Annotated in this window: 18 protein-coding genes; 13 read left to right on the forward strand and 5 right to left on the reverse strand. The window is 55.2% G+C overall.

Features of this window, described 5'->3' with window-relative positions; genetic code table 11:
• Positions 1–351 (forward strand): integrase core domain-containing protein (locus tag G506_RS0100005; RefSeq protein WP_028115079.1); only part of this gene is annotated, 351 nt, incomplete at its 5' end.
• Positions 352–834: 483 nt separating this feature from the next.
• Here G506_RS0100005 and G506_RS0100015 read toward each other — a convergent pair.
• Positions 835–1,812 carry a transposase gene (locus G506_RS0100015; protein WP_028115080.1) on the reverse strand — a complete coding sequence of 326 codons (978 nt, stop codon included), beginning with the start codon at positions 1,810–1,812 and terminating at the stop codon, positions 835–837.
• Between the two features lie 598 nt (positions 1,813–2,410).
• Here G506_RS0100015 and G506_RS20995 point away from each other — a divergent pair.
• The 11 genes from G506_RS20995 (at position 2,411) to hypB (ending at position 13,398) form a co-directional block, all read left to right on the forward strand.
• The gene (locus G506_RS20995; RefSeq protein ID WP_169628052.1) at positions 2,411–2,578 is read left to right on the forward strand and encodes a hypothetical protein; all 168 of its coding nucleotides are present in this window, start codon (positions 2,411–2,413) and stop codon (positions 2,576–2,578) included.
• A 72-nt stretch (positions 2,579–2,650) separates the two neighbouring features.
• Positions 2,651–3,754, forward strand: coding sequence for a hydrogenase small subunit (locus G506_RS0100030; protein WP_420806067.1), 1,104 nt, complete (start codon positions 2,651–2,653; stop codon positions 3,752–3,754).
• Entirely contained in the window at positions 3,751–5,451 is a 1,701-nt protein-coding gene (locus G506_RS0100035; protein WP_028115083.1) for a nickel-dependent hydrogenase large subunit, read from the forward strand. The genes G506_RS0100030 and G506_RS0100035 overlap by 4 nt, the downstream gene beginning before the upstream one ends.
• Positions 5,452–5,463: 12 nt before the next feature.
• Positions 5,464–6,153 carry a Ni/Fe-hydrogenase, b-type cytochrome subunit gene (gene cybH, locus G506_RS0100040; protein WP_240473363.1) on the forward strand — a complete coding sequence of 230 codons (690 nt, stop codon included), beginning with the start codon at positions 5,464–5,466 and terminating at the stop codon, positions 6,151–6,153.
• Between the two features lie 9 nt (positions 6,154–6,162).
• Positions 6,163–6,693: a HyaD/HybD family hydrogenase maturation endopeptidase gene (locus G506_RS0100045; protein WP_028115085.1), complete on the forward strand. Its 531-nt coding sequence runs from the start codon at positions 6,163–6,165 to the stop codon at positions 6,691–6,693.
• An 85-nt stretch (positions 6,694–6,778) separates the two neighbouring features.
• Positions 6,779–8,428, forward strand: coding sequence for a hypothetical protein (locus tag G506_RS0100050; RefSeq protein ID WP_028115086.1), 1,650 nt, complete (start codon positions 6,779–6,781; stop codon positions 8,426–8,428).
• 24 nt (positions 8,429–8,452) lie between these two features.
• Entirely contained in the window at positions 8,453–8,695 is a 243-nt protein-coding gene (locus G506_RS0100055; protein WP_028115087.1) for a HypC/HybG/HupF family hydrogenase formation chaperone, read from the forward strand.
• A gap of 2 nt (positions 8,696–8,697) precedes the next feature.
• Positions 8,698–11,031, forward strand: coding sequence for a carbamoyltransferase HypF (gene hypF / locus G506_RS0100060; protein WP_035386856.1), 2,334 nt, complete (start codon positions 8,698–8,700; stop codon positions 11,029–11,031).
• Positions 11,032–11,034: 3 nt separating this feature from the next.
• A complete protein-coding gene (locus G506_RS0100065; protein ID WP_028115089.1) occupies positions 11,035–11,985 on the forward strand; it encodes a hypothetical protein in 951 nt (316 codons plus the stop codon).
• Positions 11,978–12,319, forward strand: a complete 342-nt coding sequence (hypA, locus tag G506_RS0100070) for a hydrogenase maturation nickel metallochaperone HypA (protein ID WP_028115090.1) — start codon at positions 11,978–11,980, stop codon at positions 12,317–12,319. Before G506_RS0100065 ends, hypA begins: the two co-directional genes overlap by 8 nt.
• Positions 12,319–13,398 (forward strand): hydrogenase nickel incorporation protein HypB, encoded by a 1,080-nt coding sequence (gene hypB / locus G506_RS0100075; RefSeq protein WP_028115091.1) that lies wholly within the window; start codon positions 12,319–12,321, stop codon positions 13,396–13,398. Before hypA ends, hypB begins: the two co-directional genes overlap by 1 nt.
• Positions 13,399–13,522: 124 nt before the next feature.
• Here hypB and hypE read toward each other — a convergent pair whose 3' ends face one another.
• The 4 genes from hypE to G506_RS0100095 form a co-directional block, all read right to left on the reverse strand.
• Positions 13,523–14,524, reverse strand: a complete 1,002-nt coding sequence (gene hypE, locus G506_RS0100080; RefSeq protein WP_035386857.1) for a hydrogenase expression/formation protein HypE — start codon at positions 14,522–14,524, stop codon at positions 13,523–13,525.
• A complete protein-coding gene (gene hypD / locus G506_RS0100085; RefSeq protein ID WP_028115093.1) occupies positions 14,521–15,654 on the reverse strand; it encodes a hydrogenase formation protein HypD in 1,134 nt (377 codons plus the stop codon). The genes hypE and hypD overlap by 4 nt, the downstream gene beginning before the upstream one ends.
• Positions 15,647–15,874: a HypC/HybG/HupF family hydrogenase formation chaperone gene (locus G506_RS0100090; protein ID WP_028115094.1), complete on the reverse strand. Its 228-nt coding sequence runs from the start codon at positions 15,872–15,874 to the stop codon at positions 15,647–15,649. Before G506_RS0100090 ends, hypD begins: the two co-directional genes overlap by 8 nt.
• A 263-nt stretch (positions 15,875–16,137) precedes the next feature.
• On the reverse strand, positions 16,138–17,742 hold the full coding sequence (locus tag G506_RS0100095; protein ID WP_028115095.1) for a long-chain fatty acid--CoA ligase: 1,605 nt from the start codon (positions 17,740–17,742) through the stop codon (positions 16,138–16,140).
• 284 nt (positions 17,743–18,026) lie between these two features.
• On the opposite strand from G506_RS0100095, the gene G506_RS18250 reads away from it, so the two are divergent.
• A complete protein-coding gene (locus G506_RS18250; RefSeq protein WP_051201771.1) occupies positions 18,027–18,467 on the forward strand; it encodes a MerC domain-containing protein in 441 nt (146 codons plus the stop codon).
• The last annotated feature ends 32 nt before the right edge of the window (positions 18,468–18,499 follow it).

Consider the following 18,499-nt stretch of genomic DNA (forward strand, 5'->3'; position numbering starts at 1 on the left):
GACCGTTTTTGCGCTACTGGGCAGCGGCAGCCAACAGGTAAGCACGAATTCGATTTAGAGTGCACCGAGCAACAAATTGAACATCGGCTTATCTCGCCAGGAAAGCCGCAGACCAATGGCATGGTGGAACGTTTTAATGGTCGGGTGTCAGAAATACTTAAAGCCACCCGATTTGATTGCCGAGCGGATTTAGAAGCAACCCTGCTCAGATATGCCCACGTTTATAATCACCACATACCGCAAAAAGCGCTTGGTCATACCCCTCCAATTGAACGACTAAAGGGGTACTATCAAACTTCACCGGAACTCTTTCGTGTGAAGCCCATCAATCACCGGGGACCTGACAGCTAACCGATGAATGGGATACCGTCGGTGTACCGGTTTCCGTAAGTTTTTATCGTCGTTCATTAACTGAACAAATAACAGCATTAACCAGCAACGGCTTGGCGATCATCGATCTGCAAGAGGGCACACCAACCGAGCGGTTAAAACAGCGAAGCCCAGAGGTTTATCGGCGGTTATCAACCACCGCAAACTTCATTTTTGTGCTGGCTAAAAAGCTATAAAAAGGTCTCAAAATATCTTTAAAAAGACACCCATGATAAAGATCTTTAAAAAGACACCCATGATAAAAGCTGCCATTTGATCGCAGATCCGCATATTTGAGGTGGCATGTTTTAGTTGTCTCTTTAGTAGGAACTTATTTTGGTGGCGTTAGCAGCCGGAAAAGGGCTGTATTGATGGAAGATGAGCAAAGTTTTCGGCCACCGACGCGCAAATCGGCTACCCAAGTATGAAAGGGTTATTGCTGGGGCGAATACGACAGGAGGCAGGTTAGCCAAATAGTCGTCTGGCGTTACTACTGCCACGTATGCGCTGACAGAGGTCGGTTTGCCGGCACCTTTGTAGGCTGCTTAGCCGTCCGGCCAAGTGACTAAATTGGTATTCAAATTCTTGTGATAGTTCGAGCCAACTGTCGCTATCTATCGCCAATCGCTCTAATAGTGGAGCAACGCTAGCCGGAATGGCGCCGGTTGTACCTTTGCTAATGGCTCGGCCGGTAAACTCAATTAAATCCAAATATTGATTTAGCTGACACGGCAGTTTCTCAAGGCTGTTGGCATCGCCATCAAAGGCTTTAAGTGGTTCTGGTTGCTTGCCTTTTAAAGCAGCCTTGATGCGTAGACGTACGCTGGTAAAGTCCGATTGCTCCGGCGTTTTGGCCAGTTTTGCTCGAATTGGATTTAGGTCAACGTAGGCCATGCACGACAGCACCGCTTGCTCATCCAACAAGGCTTGCGACTTAAAGCGTCCTTCCCAAAATCTACCGGTGCAGCCGTCCTCTTTGTTGGCTTCACGGGCGATGTATTCATTAAGCGCCCGCATAAACCAACTGATGTTGGTGAGTCTTTCTCGATACAGCGCCACCAGCCGTTCAACCGTGTGTAACTCAGCACTGGTCAATGATTCACGTTCCGCTTTGACACAATACAGCTGGGTTAATCGGGTACCTGCGAATAGCTGGTGCCAGCGTTCCAGTACCGCCAACGCATCCCAATCCTGTGCTTGTTTGGCATTCACGCACAGCACTACATGGGTATGGTTGCTCATCACCGCATAGGCGCAGACCTCAATGGCAAAGGTTTTGGTTAACGCCAACAGCCGTTGTTCAACCCAGCCACGGCGGTGTTCGTAGCTCTTACCGCTGTAGTGGTCGGTGCCACACAAAAATGACCGCCGGACGCAGCGGCTAATGCAGTGGTAGTAGGGCGTATCTTGCAGACTGACTTGATGTTTGCGGGCCCGTGGCATGGCGATTCCCCGATAAGTGAAAACTTAAGCGTAGATGAGTATCAGACAATCGCCAGAAAGGTGGGTGTCACTTTAAGAATTAGTTGTTGGCGATATGTAGCAAATATGTTTTTGGCTGATTTTACTGGTCATAATGTCGCAGTTTTGGTTTCGCCAAATTAAATCAGCTCGTCGTTAATAGCCTTGGCTGGCGGACAGTTGAGTAAAAAATCTTTCCTTTTATTAAATAAACTAAGTCATGAAGTGAATTCAATTGTGACACTGAGCTCATTATTTAGGTGAGTGCGACTAACTGTCCAAGGGTATTTGGTTAAATTGATTTAAATCAAAATGGCGATGTTTATGCTGCGAGTTTGGTTTTAAAGGTTGATGAAATTCAATATAAAAATGGCAGTCGCAGAACAGATATTCAAATAAGGCCAGTGAAACAGCCAAACTGAATGCAATTTCATTGGTAACGAAGTGGGCCATTTGCAGCGGTTAATGGGGTCGGCAAGGTATACCACCTAAAAGCAATCGTCAGCGCTCAATTCGTTAAAAAGGATTTATGGTCGACGCGCCCAATGCGCGTAATGGATTACTTAACGAAGAGGTAGATATGCATAACAAGATTGTCACATTGGCGTTGGCAACCGCTCCATCATTGGCCCTAGCGCACCCAGGGCATGGTGGTATGGGGTTGTTTCACCACGCTGCTGATCTGCTGCCATGGGTTGTCGCGATTGCGGTAGCAGCCATTGGTTGGTGGTGTCTCTCCAAGCGTTAATCGATTACAGCCAACTCTGGAGGATTGATTTTGGCTAATTACGATGCCCTGTTGGTAACCGCCCGTACTCGAATTGCTGAGTTAAAAGCGCAAGCCCCACAAAAACAAAAATCTTTAGACACGCGCATGGAAGAGGGGGGCGTCAGCCGCCGCGACTTCATGAAATGGAGCGCTACCACCGCCGCTGCGTTGGGATTGCCGCTGCAGTTTGCGCCGATGGTTGCCGAAGCTGCCGAAGTGGCCGACCGCGTCCCATTGATCTGGTTGCACCTTGCCGAATGTACCGGCTGTTCGGAATCGCTGATCCGTGCCGATACCCCAAGCATTGATGCGCTGATCTTCGATTACGTGTCGCTGGAATACCATGAAACGCTGATGGCCGCATCTGGCTGGCAAGCGGAAGAAAACCTCGAACACGCCCTTAAGACTTACAAAGGCCAATACATTTTGGCGGTTGAAGGGGCAGTGCCGACCGCCAATAACGGCAGCTTCCTAACCGTTGGCTGTAAAGGCCACACCGGTTTGCACATCATCAAAGATGCCGCTGCTGGGGCTGCTGCCATCGTTTCGGTCGGCACCTGTGCCGCCTACGGTGGGGTTCAGGCCGCAGCGCCAAACCCAACCGCCGCCAAAGGTGTTGATAAGGTGATCTCTCAGCCGGTGATCAACCTAGGCGGCTGTCCACCAAGTGAAAAGAACATCGTCGGCACCGTGATGTATTTCATCATGTTTGGCCGTGCGCCTGCGCTGGATATGTTCGGTCGTCCGAAGTGGGCCTACGGCGCACGGGTACACGATAACTGTGAGCGTCGCGGTCGCTTTGATGCCGGGGAGTTTGTTGAAACCTTCGGTGATGACGGCGCCAAAGAGGGCTATTGCCTATACAAGGTGGGTTGTAAGGGGCCTTACGCCTACAACAACTGCCCAACTGAGCGCTTTAACCACCACGTTTCCTGGCCAGTATTGGCTGGTCACGGCTGCATCGGCTGCTCCGAGCCGGACTTCTGGGACACCATGGCTGACTTCGAAAAGCCATTGGGTCGTCGCGAGTTGCACAGCTTAGATCAAACCGCCGATTACGTTGGCGGTGCCATCCTCGGACTGACTGCGTTGGGCCTAGGTGCTCACGCCGTAGCCAGCGTTGTTGTAGAGAAAAAAGAAGAGGCTAACCGATGAGTAAGCGCGTAGTTGTTGACCCGATCACCCGTATTGAAGGGCACCTGCGGGTTGAGGTCGAAGTTGACGAGAACAATGTCATTACCGATGCGTGGTCCTCTTCCACCTTGTGGCGTGGTATTGAAACCATCATGAAGGGGCGCACACCAATGGACGCTGGTTTGTTGGTGCAGCGGATCTGTGGGGTTTGTACCTATTCCCACTACCGTGCCGGTATTGAAGCGGTGGAAAACGCCTTGGGCGTGAAAATTCCGAAAAACGCCGAATTGCTGCGTACCCTGATGCAGCAAGCGCTGTATATGCACGACCACGTGGTGCACTTCTACCACCTGCATGCGCTGGACTGGGTTGACGTGGTTTCTGCGTTGAGCGCCGATCCGGCTAAAGCCGCGGCGGTAGCACTGCAATACAGCGATAAGCCTATCGCGGCGGGCGAGGGTGACTTGCGCGCCGCCCAAGAACGTGTGGCGAAGTTGGTTTCCACCGGTAAGTTAGGGCCGTTCGCCAACGCTTACTGGGGCAACCCAACGTACAAACTGTCGCCAGAGCAGAACCTGATTGCGGTATCGCACTACCTTAAAGCGTTGGAAGTGCAGCGAGTTGCCGCTGAGATGATGGCGATCTTCGGCGGCAAGATGCCACACCCACAATCGCTGGTGGTTGGTGGCGTTACCTGTGTTCGCGATGCGCTATCACCGGCGCGTTTGCAAGAGTTTAAGTACAAGCACAGCATCGTTAACGACTTTATCACTCGCGCTTACCTGCCAGATGTACTGATGGCGGCGGAAGCCTTTAAGAGCGAAGGCAGCGTCCTTGGCGGCGTTGGCGTCAAGAGCTTTATGGCGACCCGCGACTTTGCCTTGGGCAACGGTAACTACCTGTTTGAAGGCGGGGTGATCTTAAACGGCGATCTGAGCAATGTGCAGGAGATCAACGCCGATAAGATCAAAGAGGACGTTACCCACGCCTGGTACGACGCCCCCGGCGCGCAGCACCCATACGATGGCACCACCGAGCCCAACTACACCGGCTTTAAAGAGCGTGACACCGTTTACGGGCCGCTGCCAACCTTGGATGAAACCGGCAAGTACACTTGGGTTAAGTCGCCACGTTACGACGACGAACCGGTGGAAGTGGGGCCGCTGGCCTGTTTGCTGGTGAACTATGCCAAGGGTAATCCACGGGTTGTGGCAGCCGTTGATGGCTTGCTGCAAACCACCGGACTGCCGCTGGAAGCGCTGTTTACCACCTTAGGTCGTACCGCCGCCCGTTTGCTGCAAACCGTGTTGGTGGCCGATTCGGCGATGGAAACCTTGGACGCGCTGATCACCAACTTGTTGGCCGACGAAGCGACTTGGGTCGATCCACAGATGGATGATGCCAAAGAGTACAAAGGCCACGCGATGATCGAGGCGCCACGAGGCATGCTTAGCCACTGGGTGCGGATCAAAGGTGGGGTGGTGGAGAACTACCAAGCGGTGGTACCAACTACTTGGAACGCCGGTCCAATGGACGCCAACGGCAAGAAAGGCCCTTATGAGCTGGCGCTTGTCGGCATGAAACTGGCGGATCCAACCAAGCCGTTGGAAGTGATCCGCGTGATTCACTCGTTCGATCCTTGCATGGCCTGTGCAGTTCACGTGATGGACTTCAAAGGCACTGATCTGGGTGAGTTCACCATCAACCCTAGTGCTTAAAGGAGGTTCGCTATGATGCCGCAAACCGACCATCTGCCGCATTCAAGAGACTATGTCTTTAGTCCGGCGATCCGAATTATGCACTGGTTGCGGGCGCTGGCGATTGTGGTGCTGGTGATCACCGGCTTCTACATCGCTTGGCCGTTTCTGACTCCGTATGGGGGCAGCGACAACCTGCAGCAAGGCTGGTTCCGTTTTGCTCATTTGGTGTTTGGTTTTGTGTTGTGTGCCATCACCGTAGCGCGGGCTTACCTGTACTTCTTCTCCAAAAGTGACGTTGAACGTCGCTCTTGGGGGGATGTGGTTAGTCCAAACAGCTGGGTCAAGCAGTTGCTTAGCTACGTATGGATTGGCAAGCTTCACAAGAAAGGGGTGTACGGCCCGCTGCAATACATGACCTACCTGGCGTTAACGCTGGTGATTGTGGTGATGTGTGTGACCGGGATTGCGCTACACGCCAACGTTTACCACGACGGTCTGGGCGGCTTGTTAAAGCCTGCTGCAGACATGATTGTGGTGGCCTTTGGTGGTCTGGCGCCGGTGCGCGAAGTGCACCACATCCTCACTTGGGTGTTTGTGATATTCATGGTGGTGCACGTTTACATGGCCATCTGGTCAGGGATCCGCTTCCGCCATAACTCGGTGGATTCGATCATCTCTGGTTACGACTACCACCCGATTAAGCCCAAAAAAGAGGACTAAGCCGCGCTTATGCCACAAAAGATCCTGATCCTTGGGATTGGCAATGTCCTGTACGCCGATGAAGGCATCGGCGTACATTTTGTCAAATACTTCCAACAGAAGTACCGCCTCAGTGGCGCCCCGTCGGTGGAATTCGTCGACGGTGGCACCCTGGCCCAAGCCCTAATTCCCATCATTGCCCAACATGATCATGTGATCATCGCCGATACGGTTAACTCCAATAGCGGCAAAGTGGGTGATGCCTTCTTCTTTAACTTCGACCAGGTACCGCACCATATCGATTTTCAGGGCAGTGCCCATGAGGTCGAGATGCTGCACACCCTCGAGATGATGGACATGGTTGGCGACCGGCCAACCACCTACATCCTAGGGGTGATCCCGCAGGTGCTGGAAGCGATGAGCTTCGAGCTAACCGACGCGGTGCAAAACGCTGTGCCTTACATGGAACGCACCCTCATTGACCATCTGGCGTCGCTCGGGGTGACTTGTGAACAACAGGCTGAACCTCAGCTGCAAGCGATCGCGTACGCGTCGGTGTAGAGGCTTGGCCACTGCAATGGACGGCGCCTGTGAAGGGCGCCACCTTTGCCCGAAATGGTTGCAAAACCGCGAGTAATAACCGTCGATGAAGCTACGATTTAACTTTGCTACCGCCCGTCCGGTGGCTCATTACGCCCGTCTCTGTAACCAGTTTCTACAACATCCCAACGTTAAAGCCATCCGCCATAACGACCAAGGCTATGCCATTGAAGCCGAAGGCGAGCAGCCGCAGCTAGAGCAACTGGCGGATCTGTTGGCCGCGACCTTGCCGCTGTCGTGTTGGTCAACCGGCACCAGCACTGAAGCCATCGAGCAGTTCAGTGGCGAAGCGCAAGAGCTGCCATACCAGTACAGTGACATCGCTTATTGTCGCCACTGTTTGGATAAGCCAACCGAAGACTGTCGGCACTGCGGCACACCGGCAGATGCGGTGGTCGATATCGACGCCTTAGTGGCGGATTTTGTTGAGGTTGGCCGCGCCAGCTATCGCAATCATCGCGGCCGTCGCACCGTGGTGGCGCTGTCACAGATCACCGCCGAACACCAGCAACTGATGTTCTGCAATGGCAAAGACTTGAATCAAGCCTTGTACATCGATAACGACGGGGTGCTGCGACTTAGTGGCATCGAAAAGCCGCAACTGCGATTGCAACCTCGGCCAGCGTTTAGCCAGCAACATCAACTGCCGCGGCCACTCTACAACTGTCATTTGGCGGATGATCGTATCGCCCATCAACTGGCCTTACGGCTGGCCGAGCGTGGCGTGGTGGCGGTGGCGGTCGAGTGCGATTATCAGCCGCTGCTGATTGCCCAGTGGCTCAATGGCCCAGCGGCGTTGGCGGGGGATCCGGCGTTAACCCCGCTGGCGGTGCGCGAACCGCAGCAGTACAGCGCTCACGTCGGCCATTACCGCGCCTGCTACCACAATGACAAAGTCAAGTTGACCCGCTGTGATATCAGCAAACCGGTTGAGCCAACCAAAGCCGCCGAATACGCCCTGCAAGCGATGCAGCAGCAACAGCGCTTTGATGACAGCACCGCAGTGCTGTACCTCAGCCGCCAGCACCAATCTGGGGTGATCTACAAAGACCGCCAAGGGCAAATTCAGTGGTTGGTGAAGCTGGATTATCAAGATGCCAACCCGGCGGATCGGCTTACGGCGCTGGCGAGCAGCAGCGCCAGTGCTGAACGCCTTATCGAACGTTTTCAGGCCAAGCACGGTGACTGGCTGGCACAGTTGACCGCCACCAACCATCGCCGTCCCCGTGGCAACCTGAGCGGCATCATGGCGATGGTGGCGTGGTTGTGGGAGCTGGACGGCGGCCACGATGTGCAGATCGCGGCGGAAGCGTTATTGGCCAGCGCTCTCGGCCACAATCAACTGAAAGCACCACGCATCGATTTCCGTCTACGCAAAGGTGAAGACGCCGCTGAAGTGGACTTCCTGCCAGCGCTGCAAGCCGCCATCAGCTATCGCTTGGCTGATCCCGATGGCGCCGCTGGGGTCGCTTTTGGGGTGATCGACTCGTTCGCCGATTTTGTTGGTAACTGGATCGAACGGCTGGATGCCGACATCGGCCTCTCGGGGTTGGTGCTGGCCGGGGATGAGTTTGATAACCCGATTTTATTGCAACAACTGCGGTTGCGCTTGGCTCGCAACATTAAATTAAGCCTGCCACAGCCGCTGGATATCGCCGGCAACAACTTGGCGCTGGGCGCGCTGTTCTGCCACTAGGGCACGGATTCAAAGGAGTGAGTTATGTGCTTTGCCATCCCATCGAAAATCATTGAACTGGACTGCGACAATGAAGTCGCCACCATCGATACCTTAGGGCGAGTTCGGCAAATCAGCGTAGCGATGGTGTTAGAACCTTTAGCCATTGGCGATTACATACTGATTAACAATGGCTTTGCCCTAAATAAGATGGACAGCGCTGCGGCCTTGGACAGCTTGGCGCTGTATCAGGAGATTGTCGCCAAAATGGAACGGGGAGAGGCGTAATCATGACGGTAACTCAACCGGGTGCCCAGATCCGCGTTCGTGGCCAAGTTCAAGGGGTTGGCTTTCGTCCTTTTATTTGGCAATTGGCACAGCAACTGCAGGTCGGCGGCGAGGTGTTGAATGACGCCGAAGGGGTGTTGATCAAGTTGTCACCGCCGCAAAGTGCTTATCAGTTCTTAACTTTGATGTTGGAACAACTGCCACCACTGGCACGGATCGATAGCACCGATATCGAACCATGGCTGCAAGCAAGCTACCCAGACCAGTTTGTTATCACCGCCTCGGTTGCCGGCAACACCAATACCCGTATTGCGCCGGACACCGCCACCTGCGAGCAGTGTCGGCATGAGTTGTTCGAACCCAGCAATCGCCGTTATCAATACCCCTTTACCAACTGCACCCATTGCGGTCCGCGCTACTCGATTATTCAAGATGTGCCCTACGATCGGCCACACACCTCGATGGCGGCCTTTCCACTGTGTGCCGATTGCCAACAGGAATATGATTATCCTGCTGACCGTCGGTTTCACGCCCAGCCCAACGCCTGTTCGGTGTGTGGCCCCACCTTACAGTTGCGCCACAACTCTGGTCGCATCGACGCCAGTGGTCAGCAGGCATTGGTGCAAACCGTAGCGGCGCTGAAGCGGGGCGAAATTGTCGCGGTCAAAGGACTGGGTGGTTTTCATCTGGTGGTTGATGGCTGCAATCAGCAGGCGGTGATGCGCTTGCGGCAACGTAAGCATCGACCCGCTAAGCCCTTCGCCTTGATGGCGGCGGATCTGACGATAATGCAGCGCTACGTCAAAATCAGCAAAGCGGAGCAGCAGCAACTGCAAAGCGGCGCGGCGCCGATCGTGTTGTTGCGTCGCCGCGATGGTGGCCGAGCGCCGATCGCGGCGGCGGTCGCCCCAGATCTGCATGTGTTAGGGATGATGTTACCGTCTAATCCGCTGCAACATCTGCTGCTGAGCTACTTTGATACGCCGTTGGTGATGACCTCCGGCAACGCGTCTGGTAAGCCACCCTGCATTGATGACGCCAGTGCCATCAGCGAACTGGGCGAGATCGCCGACTGGTTGCTGCTGCACGATCGCGCCATCGTCAATCGGGTTGATGATTCGATTGTACGTGTCGACTCATTGCAGGGGCGGGTCAATGTCAGCGTGCTGCGCCGTGCCCGAGGTTTGGTGCCAACGCCAATTTCGTTGCCGGCGGGGTTTGCCGCGGCGGACAACTTATTGGCTTATGGCGCTGATCTGAAAAATACCTTTTGCTACCTAAAACAAGGCCAAGCGCTGCTGTCGCCGCACTTGGGGGATTTGGCGGATCTGCAACTGCGGCAAAGTTACCAAGACAACTTGCAACTGTTCGCCAAGCTGTTCGCGGTAACAGCCGATCTGACAGCCTGCGATAGCCACCCCAACTACATCAGCCACGGCATTGCCACCGAACAGGGGGAGCCGCAAACCGTTGATCATCATCATGCCCATCTGGCGGCGTGTTTGGTTGACAACCAGATCCCGCTGACGACGGCGCCGGTGCTGGGGCTGGTGCTTGATGGTCTCGGTTGGGGCGGCATTGGTACTGATCACCAACTGTGGGGCGGCGAGCTGCTGTACGGTGATTATCGCCAAGTTCGCCATCTTACCGGCTTGCCGGCGCTGCCGCTGGCTGGCGGCGAGTTGGCGGCACGGCAGCCGTGGCGTAATTTGTTGGTGCACTTAGATGCGGCGGTGCCGGATTGGCAACAGCGGGGCATCAGCGCTTTAGAACGGTTGCAGCAAAAGCCATTGGCGACTCTGCGCCAAGGCATTGCGGCGGGGATCAACAGCCCGCGCGCCTCCAGCGCTGGCCGGTTGTTTGATGCGGTGGCCGCGCTGCTGACCGATAAGTTTGACGCCATCAGCTTTGAAGGGGAAGCGGCGCTGGCGGTGGAAGCACTGGCGTGGCAAGCGTTGCCAGCAAAGCAGCACACGATGCCGCCATTAGCAGCGTCAGATCCCATCTCATTACAATCACTTTGGACAGCAATGCTGACTGCGATCGAACGCCAAGTTTCTGCCGCCGAGGTGGCGTTACAGTTCCATCAACATTTGGCGGCACTACTGTTAACCATGGTTGCTAAGCACGCTCGGCCACTGGCGGTGACCCAAGTGGCACTATCCGGTGGGGTGATGCAAAACCAACTGCTATTAATGCTATTGGTTGATGGCTTGCAGCAACTGGGTTTAAGCGCCTTGGTGCACAGTGAGATCCCCGCTAACGATGGTGGCATCGCCATTGGCCAAGCGGCCGTGGCGTGGGCTCGGCAATGCGATCTAACCGATGAGTCTTAGTCGATGAATCAAGCGTTAACGGGCAGCAGCCCCACCCAAGGGCAACTGCGACTGACCACCAAGCATGGGCGCATTAGCCACTGCCAATCACAGTTACAGCTGCCGCCGCTGGCGAGCTTGTTAAATGGCCGCAACTACACCGAAATCAGCCAGCGGCTGCAACTGGTTTATAGCCAATGTGCCGAGGCGCACCGGTGGGCGGCGCTGTCATTAGTGGAACCCGATACCGCGGTCAATGGCGCGACGCACGACGCTCGCGCGCAAGCGCTGTGGTTGGAATGGGTCAGCGAGCACAGTTGGCAACTGTGGCGCAGTGCGCAACTGTTGTTGCCCGCCTGTGAGCAGCGGATGTTGTTGTTGGCGCAGTGGCGGCAGCAACTGGCGTCGCTGCGCCAACAATTGGCACCAAACCGCTATCAGTGCGGTGTTCGGGCGAGCGCGGCGCCACTGGCGGATCTGCTGCCGTGGCAAGCGCGCTGGCAACAGTTGGTGTACCAACCGCTACAGCAAGCGATTATCGAATCCCCTTGGGCCGCGCAGTTTGTCACCGAACACGCCTGCATGGCGCGGTTTGAATCCGGCGCCGCCGTGCGTCAGCCACCGTCGCAACTGACCATCGCCGCTCGGTTTGCCGGGTTATGGCAAGAGTGCTGGCAAGCGGCGCAGTGGCTTCTGCAGCCGGCGGCGGGTCAATCGCCATTGCTTGGCGCGGGCACGATCGCCGCCGCCCGAGGTACCTTGGTTCATCGTTGCCACTGGCACAGCGGCGTTGCCGATCATTATCAAATTCAGATCCCAACCGAGGGACTACTGGCCAGTATAAGCCAAAGCTTGCTTGGCACGCCCTACCACGATTGCCCGCAGTCACGACTGGGTTTGACCCTGTGGCTGCAGTCACACGCACCCTGCGTTGATATCGAAATTACCGTTACCGAGGAGCCATCCGATGCATGAGATGTCATTGGCCGAGGGGATCATCCAGATCATTGAACGTCAGCAATTAGCCAAGGGCAGCAAGGTTAAGGAGGTGATCTTAACCCTCGGCGAGTTAGCCGCCATTGAGATCCCGGCGCTGGAATTTGGCTTCGAGGTGGTCGCTCGCGGCACCGCCGCCGAGGGCGCCACCTTGGTTTATCAGTTGGTGCCCGGTAGCGCCTTTTGCTTTCCCTGCGGCGCCCAAGTGCCAATCAAACAAAAGGGGGACGCTTGTCCCCGCTGTCAGGGTCACCAGTTGACGGTGATCGATGGCAATCAGATGCAAGTTAAATCATTGGAGTTAACCGAATAATGTGTACCGTTTGCGGCTGTGCCGAGGGTCAAACCCGGATTGAAGGCGAGCACCGCCATCATCACGATCACCACCACGACGATCATGGCCACCATCATCACGGCCAACAGCCGGCTGAGCCGGTGGCGACCGTGATCCATCACCATTATCACCATAGCGGCGATGTTCATCATCACGTCCATTACCATGTGCTGGGCGCGCCGCCGCAACACGGTCATGGTCACGACCATGCTCATCCGCACCAGCATGACCATGATCATGGCCACCATCATGGCGATCACGACCATCACCATCATGATCATGATCATCAACACGGTCATCATCACGGTCATGACCATCAGCACGAGCATTTTGAGCCGGAACAACAGCAGCAAGATTTGCACTACGGCAAGGGCCCAGCGCACGCCCATGCGCCGGGGATGTCGCAACAGCGGATGATTCAGATCGAGCAAGATATCCTTGGTAAAAACAACGAGATTGCCGCCCATAACCGCAGCCATTTTATCGACGACCAAGTATTGGTATTGAATCTGGTCTCGAGCCCAGGCTCCGGCAAAACCACCACCTTGACCGAAACCCTGCTGCGCTTAAAAGAGACCACTGAGCTGGCGGTGATCGAGGGCGATCAAGAGACCGCGAACGACGCTGAGCGCATTCGCGCCACCGGCGTTAACGCGATTCAGGTCAATACCGGTAAGGGCTGCCACTTGGATGCGGCGATGGTGCATCAGGCTTACCACCATTTAAGCCTGAAGCCCGGTGGCATTCTGTTTATTGAAAACGTCGGCAATCTGGTGTGTCCGGCCGCCTTTGATCTGGGTGAACACGCCAAAGTGGCGATCCTGTCGGTGACCGAAGGCGAAGATAAGCCGCTGAAGTACCCAGAGATGTTTGCTGCTGCCGAGCTGATGCTGGTCAATAAGATCGATCTGCTGCCATACCTGCAGTTCGATCTGGAGCAGTGCATCGCCAACGCTCGTAAGGTTAACCCCAACATTGAGGTTATCTGCCTCTCTGCCACCTCCGGTGAGGGGATGGAGCTGTGGCTGGACTGGTTACAGCGCAAAGCGGCAAAGTAAGCCACAGCGCCACTTTGCCCGAATAAGAGTGCTCTAATAGGAGTGGTCTAAGTGGTTTAAAATGAGTGGCATAAAAAAGCGCGGAACCTGAGTTCCGCGCTTTTGGTTTTTGGGAGAGTTATTCCTAACAGATCCGCGGCAGCAGTTCGCCTTTAGGCAGCTCCATATAGCGCTTGGAGCCCCACGGGCTGGTTTGCACCACTTTGCCGTGATGGCTGTCGCTGATCTGGCCGATGATGGCGGCACTGGTGTGGAACTGCTTGAGGACCGCGAGGGCTTGCTCGGCTTGGTCGGCGCTGACTGCCAACACAAAGGTGCCTTCGTTGGCCAGCTCCGCCGGCTCAAAGCCGAACAGTTCACACAGCCCTTGCACTGCCGGAGCGATAGGCAGCGCTTGCTCGGTCACTTCGATGCCCAATTCACGGCCACTGGCCCACTCATTCAGCACCGCTGCGAGACCGCCACGGGTGGCATCGCGCATCGCTTTGCAGTCGATGCCGGCCTCAAGTAGGGCGTTTACCGCTGGCCACAGGGTGTCGCAATCGGAAGCCAGTTCGGTTTCTAAAGTTAAGCCTTCGCGGCTGGCCAGAATGCAGGCGCCGTGGCAGCCGATATCGCGGGAAACCAAGATCTGATCGCCCACTTGCAGCTGTTGCCAAGAGGGCGCCGCTAAGCATTCACCAATCCCCGAGGTGTTGATAAACAGGCCATCGGCGGCGCCTTTGGGGACCACTTTGGTGTCGCCGCAGACGATTTTGGCACCGGATTTGGCCAGTTCGCTGGCCATCGATTGCACCAGCTGTTCCAGCTCGGCAAATGGCAGCCCCTCTTCGATGATAAAACCGCAAGAAAGATACTGCGGTTTGGCGCCAGCCATCGCCAGATCGTTCACGGTGCCAGCGATGGCAATTTTACCGAGATCGCCGCCGTTAAAGGTGCGTGGGCTGACGGTAAAGCTGTCGGTGGTAAAGGCCACTGGGCCATTAAATTGCAGCCGGGCCGCGTCTTCATCCCGCAGCAAAATATCGTTGCCCAGATATTTAAAGAACAGCTTGTGGATCAGCTGACTCATCTCGACCCCACCGCCGCCGTGGCTTAATTCAATGCATCGTTGCTGCGCTTTCATAGAGTGACTCCGGCGTATTTGTAGTGGGCGTGACAGGCGCCTTCAGAGCTGACCATGCAGCTGCCCATTGGGGTTTGCGGGGTGCAGCCGCGGCCAAATACTTTGCATTGGTTCGGGCTGTTTAGGCCTTTTAAGATGTTGCCGCACAGGCAGGCTTTATGATCTTCAATCGGCTCGGTTGGCAGCACATCGGCGAACCGTTGCTCGGCATCACGATGGGCCAGATGCGGTTTTAGCTGCAGCGCTGAGGCGGCGATATCGCCAAGTCCGCGCCAGCGAAACTTGTCGGCGGTGTCAAAACAATCGGCCACCAGCTGCTGCGCTTTAAGGTTACCCTCGGTGGTGACCGAGCGGCGATATTGGATCTCCAGTTTGGCTTCACCGGCGATTGCTTGTTTGACCAGCATCAGCACCCCTTCCAGCAGATCCACCGGTTCAAAGCCGGTGACCACCAGCGGGATCCGGTAGCTATCGACGGCGGCTTGATAGATCTGGGCTCCGGTGATCACCGATACGTGGGATGGGCCGATAAAGGCATTGATGGCCGCTTGGCCGTCGGCCATCACCGCATCAATCGCCGGTGGCACCAACACGTGATTGCAGTGCAGCAACAGGTTGTCGATGCCAAGGGCGTCGGCTTGTTGCAGCAGTACGGCGCTCATTGGTGCGGTGGTTTCAAAACCGATGGCAAAGAACACCACGGTTTTGCTGGGGTTGTCTTGGGCGATGGTCAGTGCATCTAAGGGGTCGTAGAGGGCGCGAATATCGGCGCCTTGGCCGCGCAGTTTGGCCAAGCTGGTGTGTGAGCCGGGCACCCGGATCATGTCGCCTAAGGTCGCCAGAATCACATCGGGCTGCTGAGCAAGGGCGATGGCTTGGTCGATGCGCTCTTTGGGCATCACACACACCGGACAACCGGGGCCATGGACAAATTGAATATTGCTGGGCAACAGTTGCGGCAGGCCAAATTTCATAATGGCGTGGGTGTGGCCGCCACAGACCTCCATGATCCGCAATGGCTTGGGAAGCTGGGCGGCCAAGGCGGCGATCTGTTTCGCCAGTAGTGCGATAGTAGCGGGATCGCGATAGCCTTGATAAAGCTGCTGTAGGGTCAGTGGCGCATCACTCATTGGCGCTCTCCAGCTGTTTTAGCAGCGTCAAGGTTTCAAGGGCGGTCGCTTTATCGATTTTGTTCATGGCAAAACCCACATGCAGCAGCACGTAGTCGCCGATGGCCAGTGGCTCGGCAATCAGCTGGCTACTGACTTGCCGTTTGACCCCAAGCGTATCCACGGTAACGCGATCATCTGGATGAAGTTCAACCACTTCAGAGGGGATAGAGAGGCACATTGAGCAGCAGTTCCTTGTTACGTCATTAAGTGCTGCCTAGGTGGTAACAGATCCCGCAGGAATGCGGCAGTCATCGATAAGAAAAATGCTAACCAGCGCACTTAATCAACGCCATTGAGGAAGTGGTGGCGAAAGATTGCGCATTGCGATTGTTACTTAACCTTGTTGGCGTAACTGAGTCGGAGGTAAATACGAAGGGTAAACGGGACAAAAAAAGCGCAGCTATTTTAGGCTGCGCTGTGGCAACGATTAGCAGGGCAGAGTTATTGCGGGTACAACCGTCGCAGCTCTTTTTTGTCGACTTTGCCAACGCTGGTTTTGGCGATGGCGTCCACCAATTTGACTTTCAGCAGCAGGGCTTCACGGGCCAAGATCCCTTTGCTAATAAACTCCTTGGCAAAGCTGACCAACTCTTTCTCGGTCACCGTGGCGTCTGCCTTAACGGCGATCAATGCCAGTGGCACTTCGCCCCATTTGCTGTGCGGCATGCCAATCACCGCCGCTTCTGACACCGCTGGGTGCTGATGCAAAATGTCTTCGAGCTCCAGCGAGCTGACCCACTCACCGGAGATCTTAATCATGTCTTTAACTCGGTCGGTGATCTTAATAAAACCATCGCCATCGATGGTGGCAACATCACCGGTATGCAGGTAACCCCCACGCCATAGCGCTTTCGAGTTCTTATTGTCTTTGTGATAGCTCGGGGTAAGCCACGGTGCTCGAACCACAATTTCGCCACTCTGGCTGCCATCGTGAGGCAGTCGGTTCATCTGCTCATCAACAATATGGGCTTCGACTAACGCCACTTTTTTGCCGGTTTTGGCGCGGTATTCCGCTTGTTGGTCGAGATCCATATCGAGGTGCTCTTGGGTCAGTTGCACCAAAGAGAGAATTGGCCCGGTTTCACTCATGCCGTAGCCGGCAAACACGTCGATGCCCCGCTCTAAGGCTGCTTTACATAGGGCTTTGGGCAGTGCGGCGCCGCCGATCACCACTTTCCAATGGCTAAAATCGACGGTTTGGGATTTTGGAGAGCTAAGCAGCAGGTGCAAGATGGTCGGCACGCAGTGAGAGAAAGTGACCCCTTCCTGCTCAATCAGTCCCAGTAGGGTATCGGGCACATACTTGCCCGGATAGACCTGTTTTACCCCTAGCATGGTGGCCATGTACGGCAGACCCCAGGCGTGTACGTGGAACATCGGTGTGATTGGCATGTAGATGTCGCCTTGATGCAGACGACCTTGAACCGCGTTGGTGCCGATGGAGCTTAAGATCCCTAAGGTGTGCAGCACCAATTGCCGATGGGTAAAGAACACCCCTTTCGGTAAACCGGTGGTGCCAGTGGTGTAGAAAGTGGTGGCGATGGTGTTTTCGTCAAACTCAGGGAAGTTAAATTCGGCCGGTTGCTGCGCCAGCAGCTGCTCATATTGGCACTGGTCGTTGTCGCGCAGCACGATGTAATCGGTAACGGTGTCGATGCGGCCTTTGATCTGATCCAGAATCGGCAAAAACTCTTCATGGATCAGTACAATGTCATCTTCGGCGTGATCGATGGTGTAGAGGATCTGCTCCGGTGACAGACGGACGTTGATCATATGCAGTTTGGCGCCGAGCATCGGGATAGCGAAGTAACACTCCAGATAGCGATGGGAGTCGTAATCCATCACCGCTACGGTATCGCCTTTTTTAACCCCCATCTGGGTCAGCACATTCGCCAGTTGCTTAACTCGGTCATGAAAGGTTTGGTAGCTGTGACGGCGGTGATTGCCGTAGACGATCTCCTGTTGTGGATTAAATGCCACCGGAGAAAACAGCAAGTTCTTGATCAGCAGTTGGTAGTTAGACGGTTCGTTTACATACTGGGTCATGGTGATGGTCGCTATCGTTACGATGTTATCGGGCGTCAGCTCGTGCAATTGATGTTGCGCTGAGTCACGATAAAGTGAAGGATTCTGCCGATGGTCGCAATCAGCTTAGACCGCAACTGTTAACTTGATGGGGGTTTGTGCCGCTGGCATTGGCCAGTTACCCGGTAATATGGCTGTTAGTGGTTAGCAAAAAATCTGGCTTGCATCGTGCTAGAAAGGGCATATAATCCGTCTCCCATTAATGAGAATACTTATCACTCATCCTGCTGCTGGAGTTCGCTTTCGTGAAACAATTTGCTCAACAATTCCTCGATCGTTTTTCCATCGGCGCATCTTTAGTGTGTGCGGTGCACTGTGCGGCGATGCCAATTGTGTTGGCGTTGTATCCGGCATTGGCAGCGGTGTCTGAGCACGGCCACGGTCATCATGATCACAGCTTTCACCAGATGATGCTGTGGGTGGTGATCCCATCCAGTGTGATTGCGGCGTTTATGGGCTGCCGTCAGCATAAAGACAAACTGGTGTTGGGCGGCATTGCGGTTGGCTTGATCGGTTTGGTGATTTCGGCGTTTTTCGGCCATGACCTGTTTGGTCACGATGGTGAAAAAGTGGCGACCGTGATTGCTGGGGCGGTGTTGGCGGCATCCCACTGGCGTAACTACCGCCTGTGCCGTAGCGTTAAGTGCAGCCACGACCATGGTCAACACGGCCATCATCACCACTAAGCGTTTATCCAGCTAGCATGCCAAGCCCCAGC

The sequence above is a fragment of the Ferrimonas senticii DSM 18821 genome (assembly GCF_000422665.1).
GTDB classification, from domain to species: domain Bacteria; phylum Pseudomonadota; class Gammaproteobacteria; order Enterobacterales; family Shewanellaceae; genus Ferrimonas; species Ferrimonas senticii.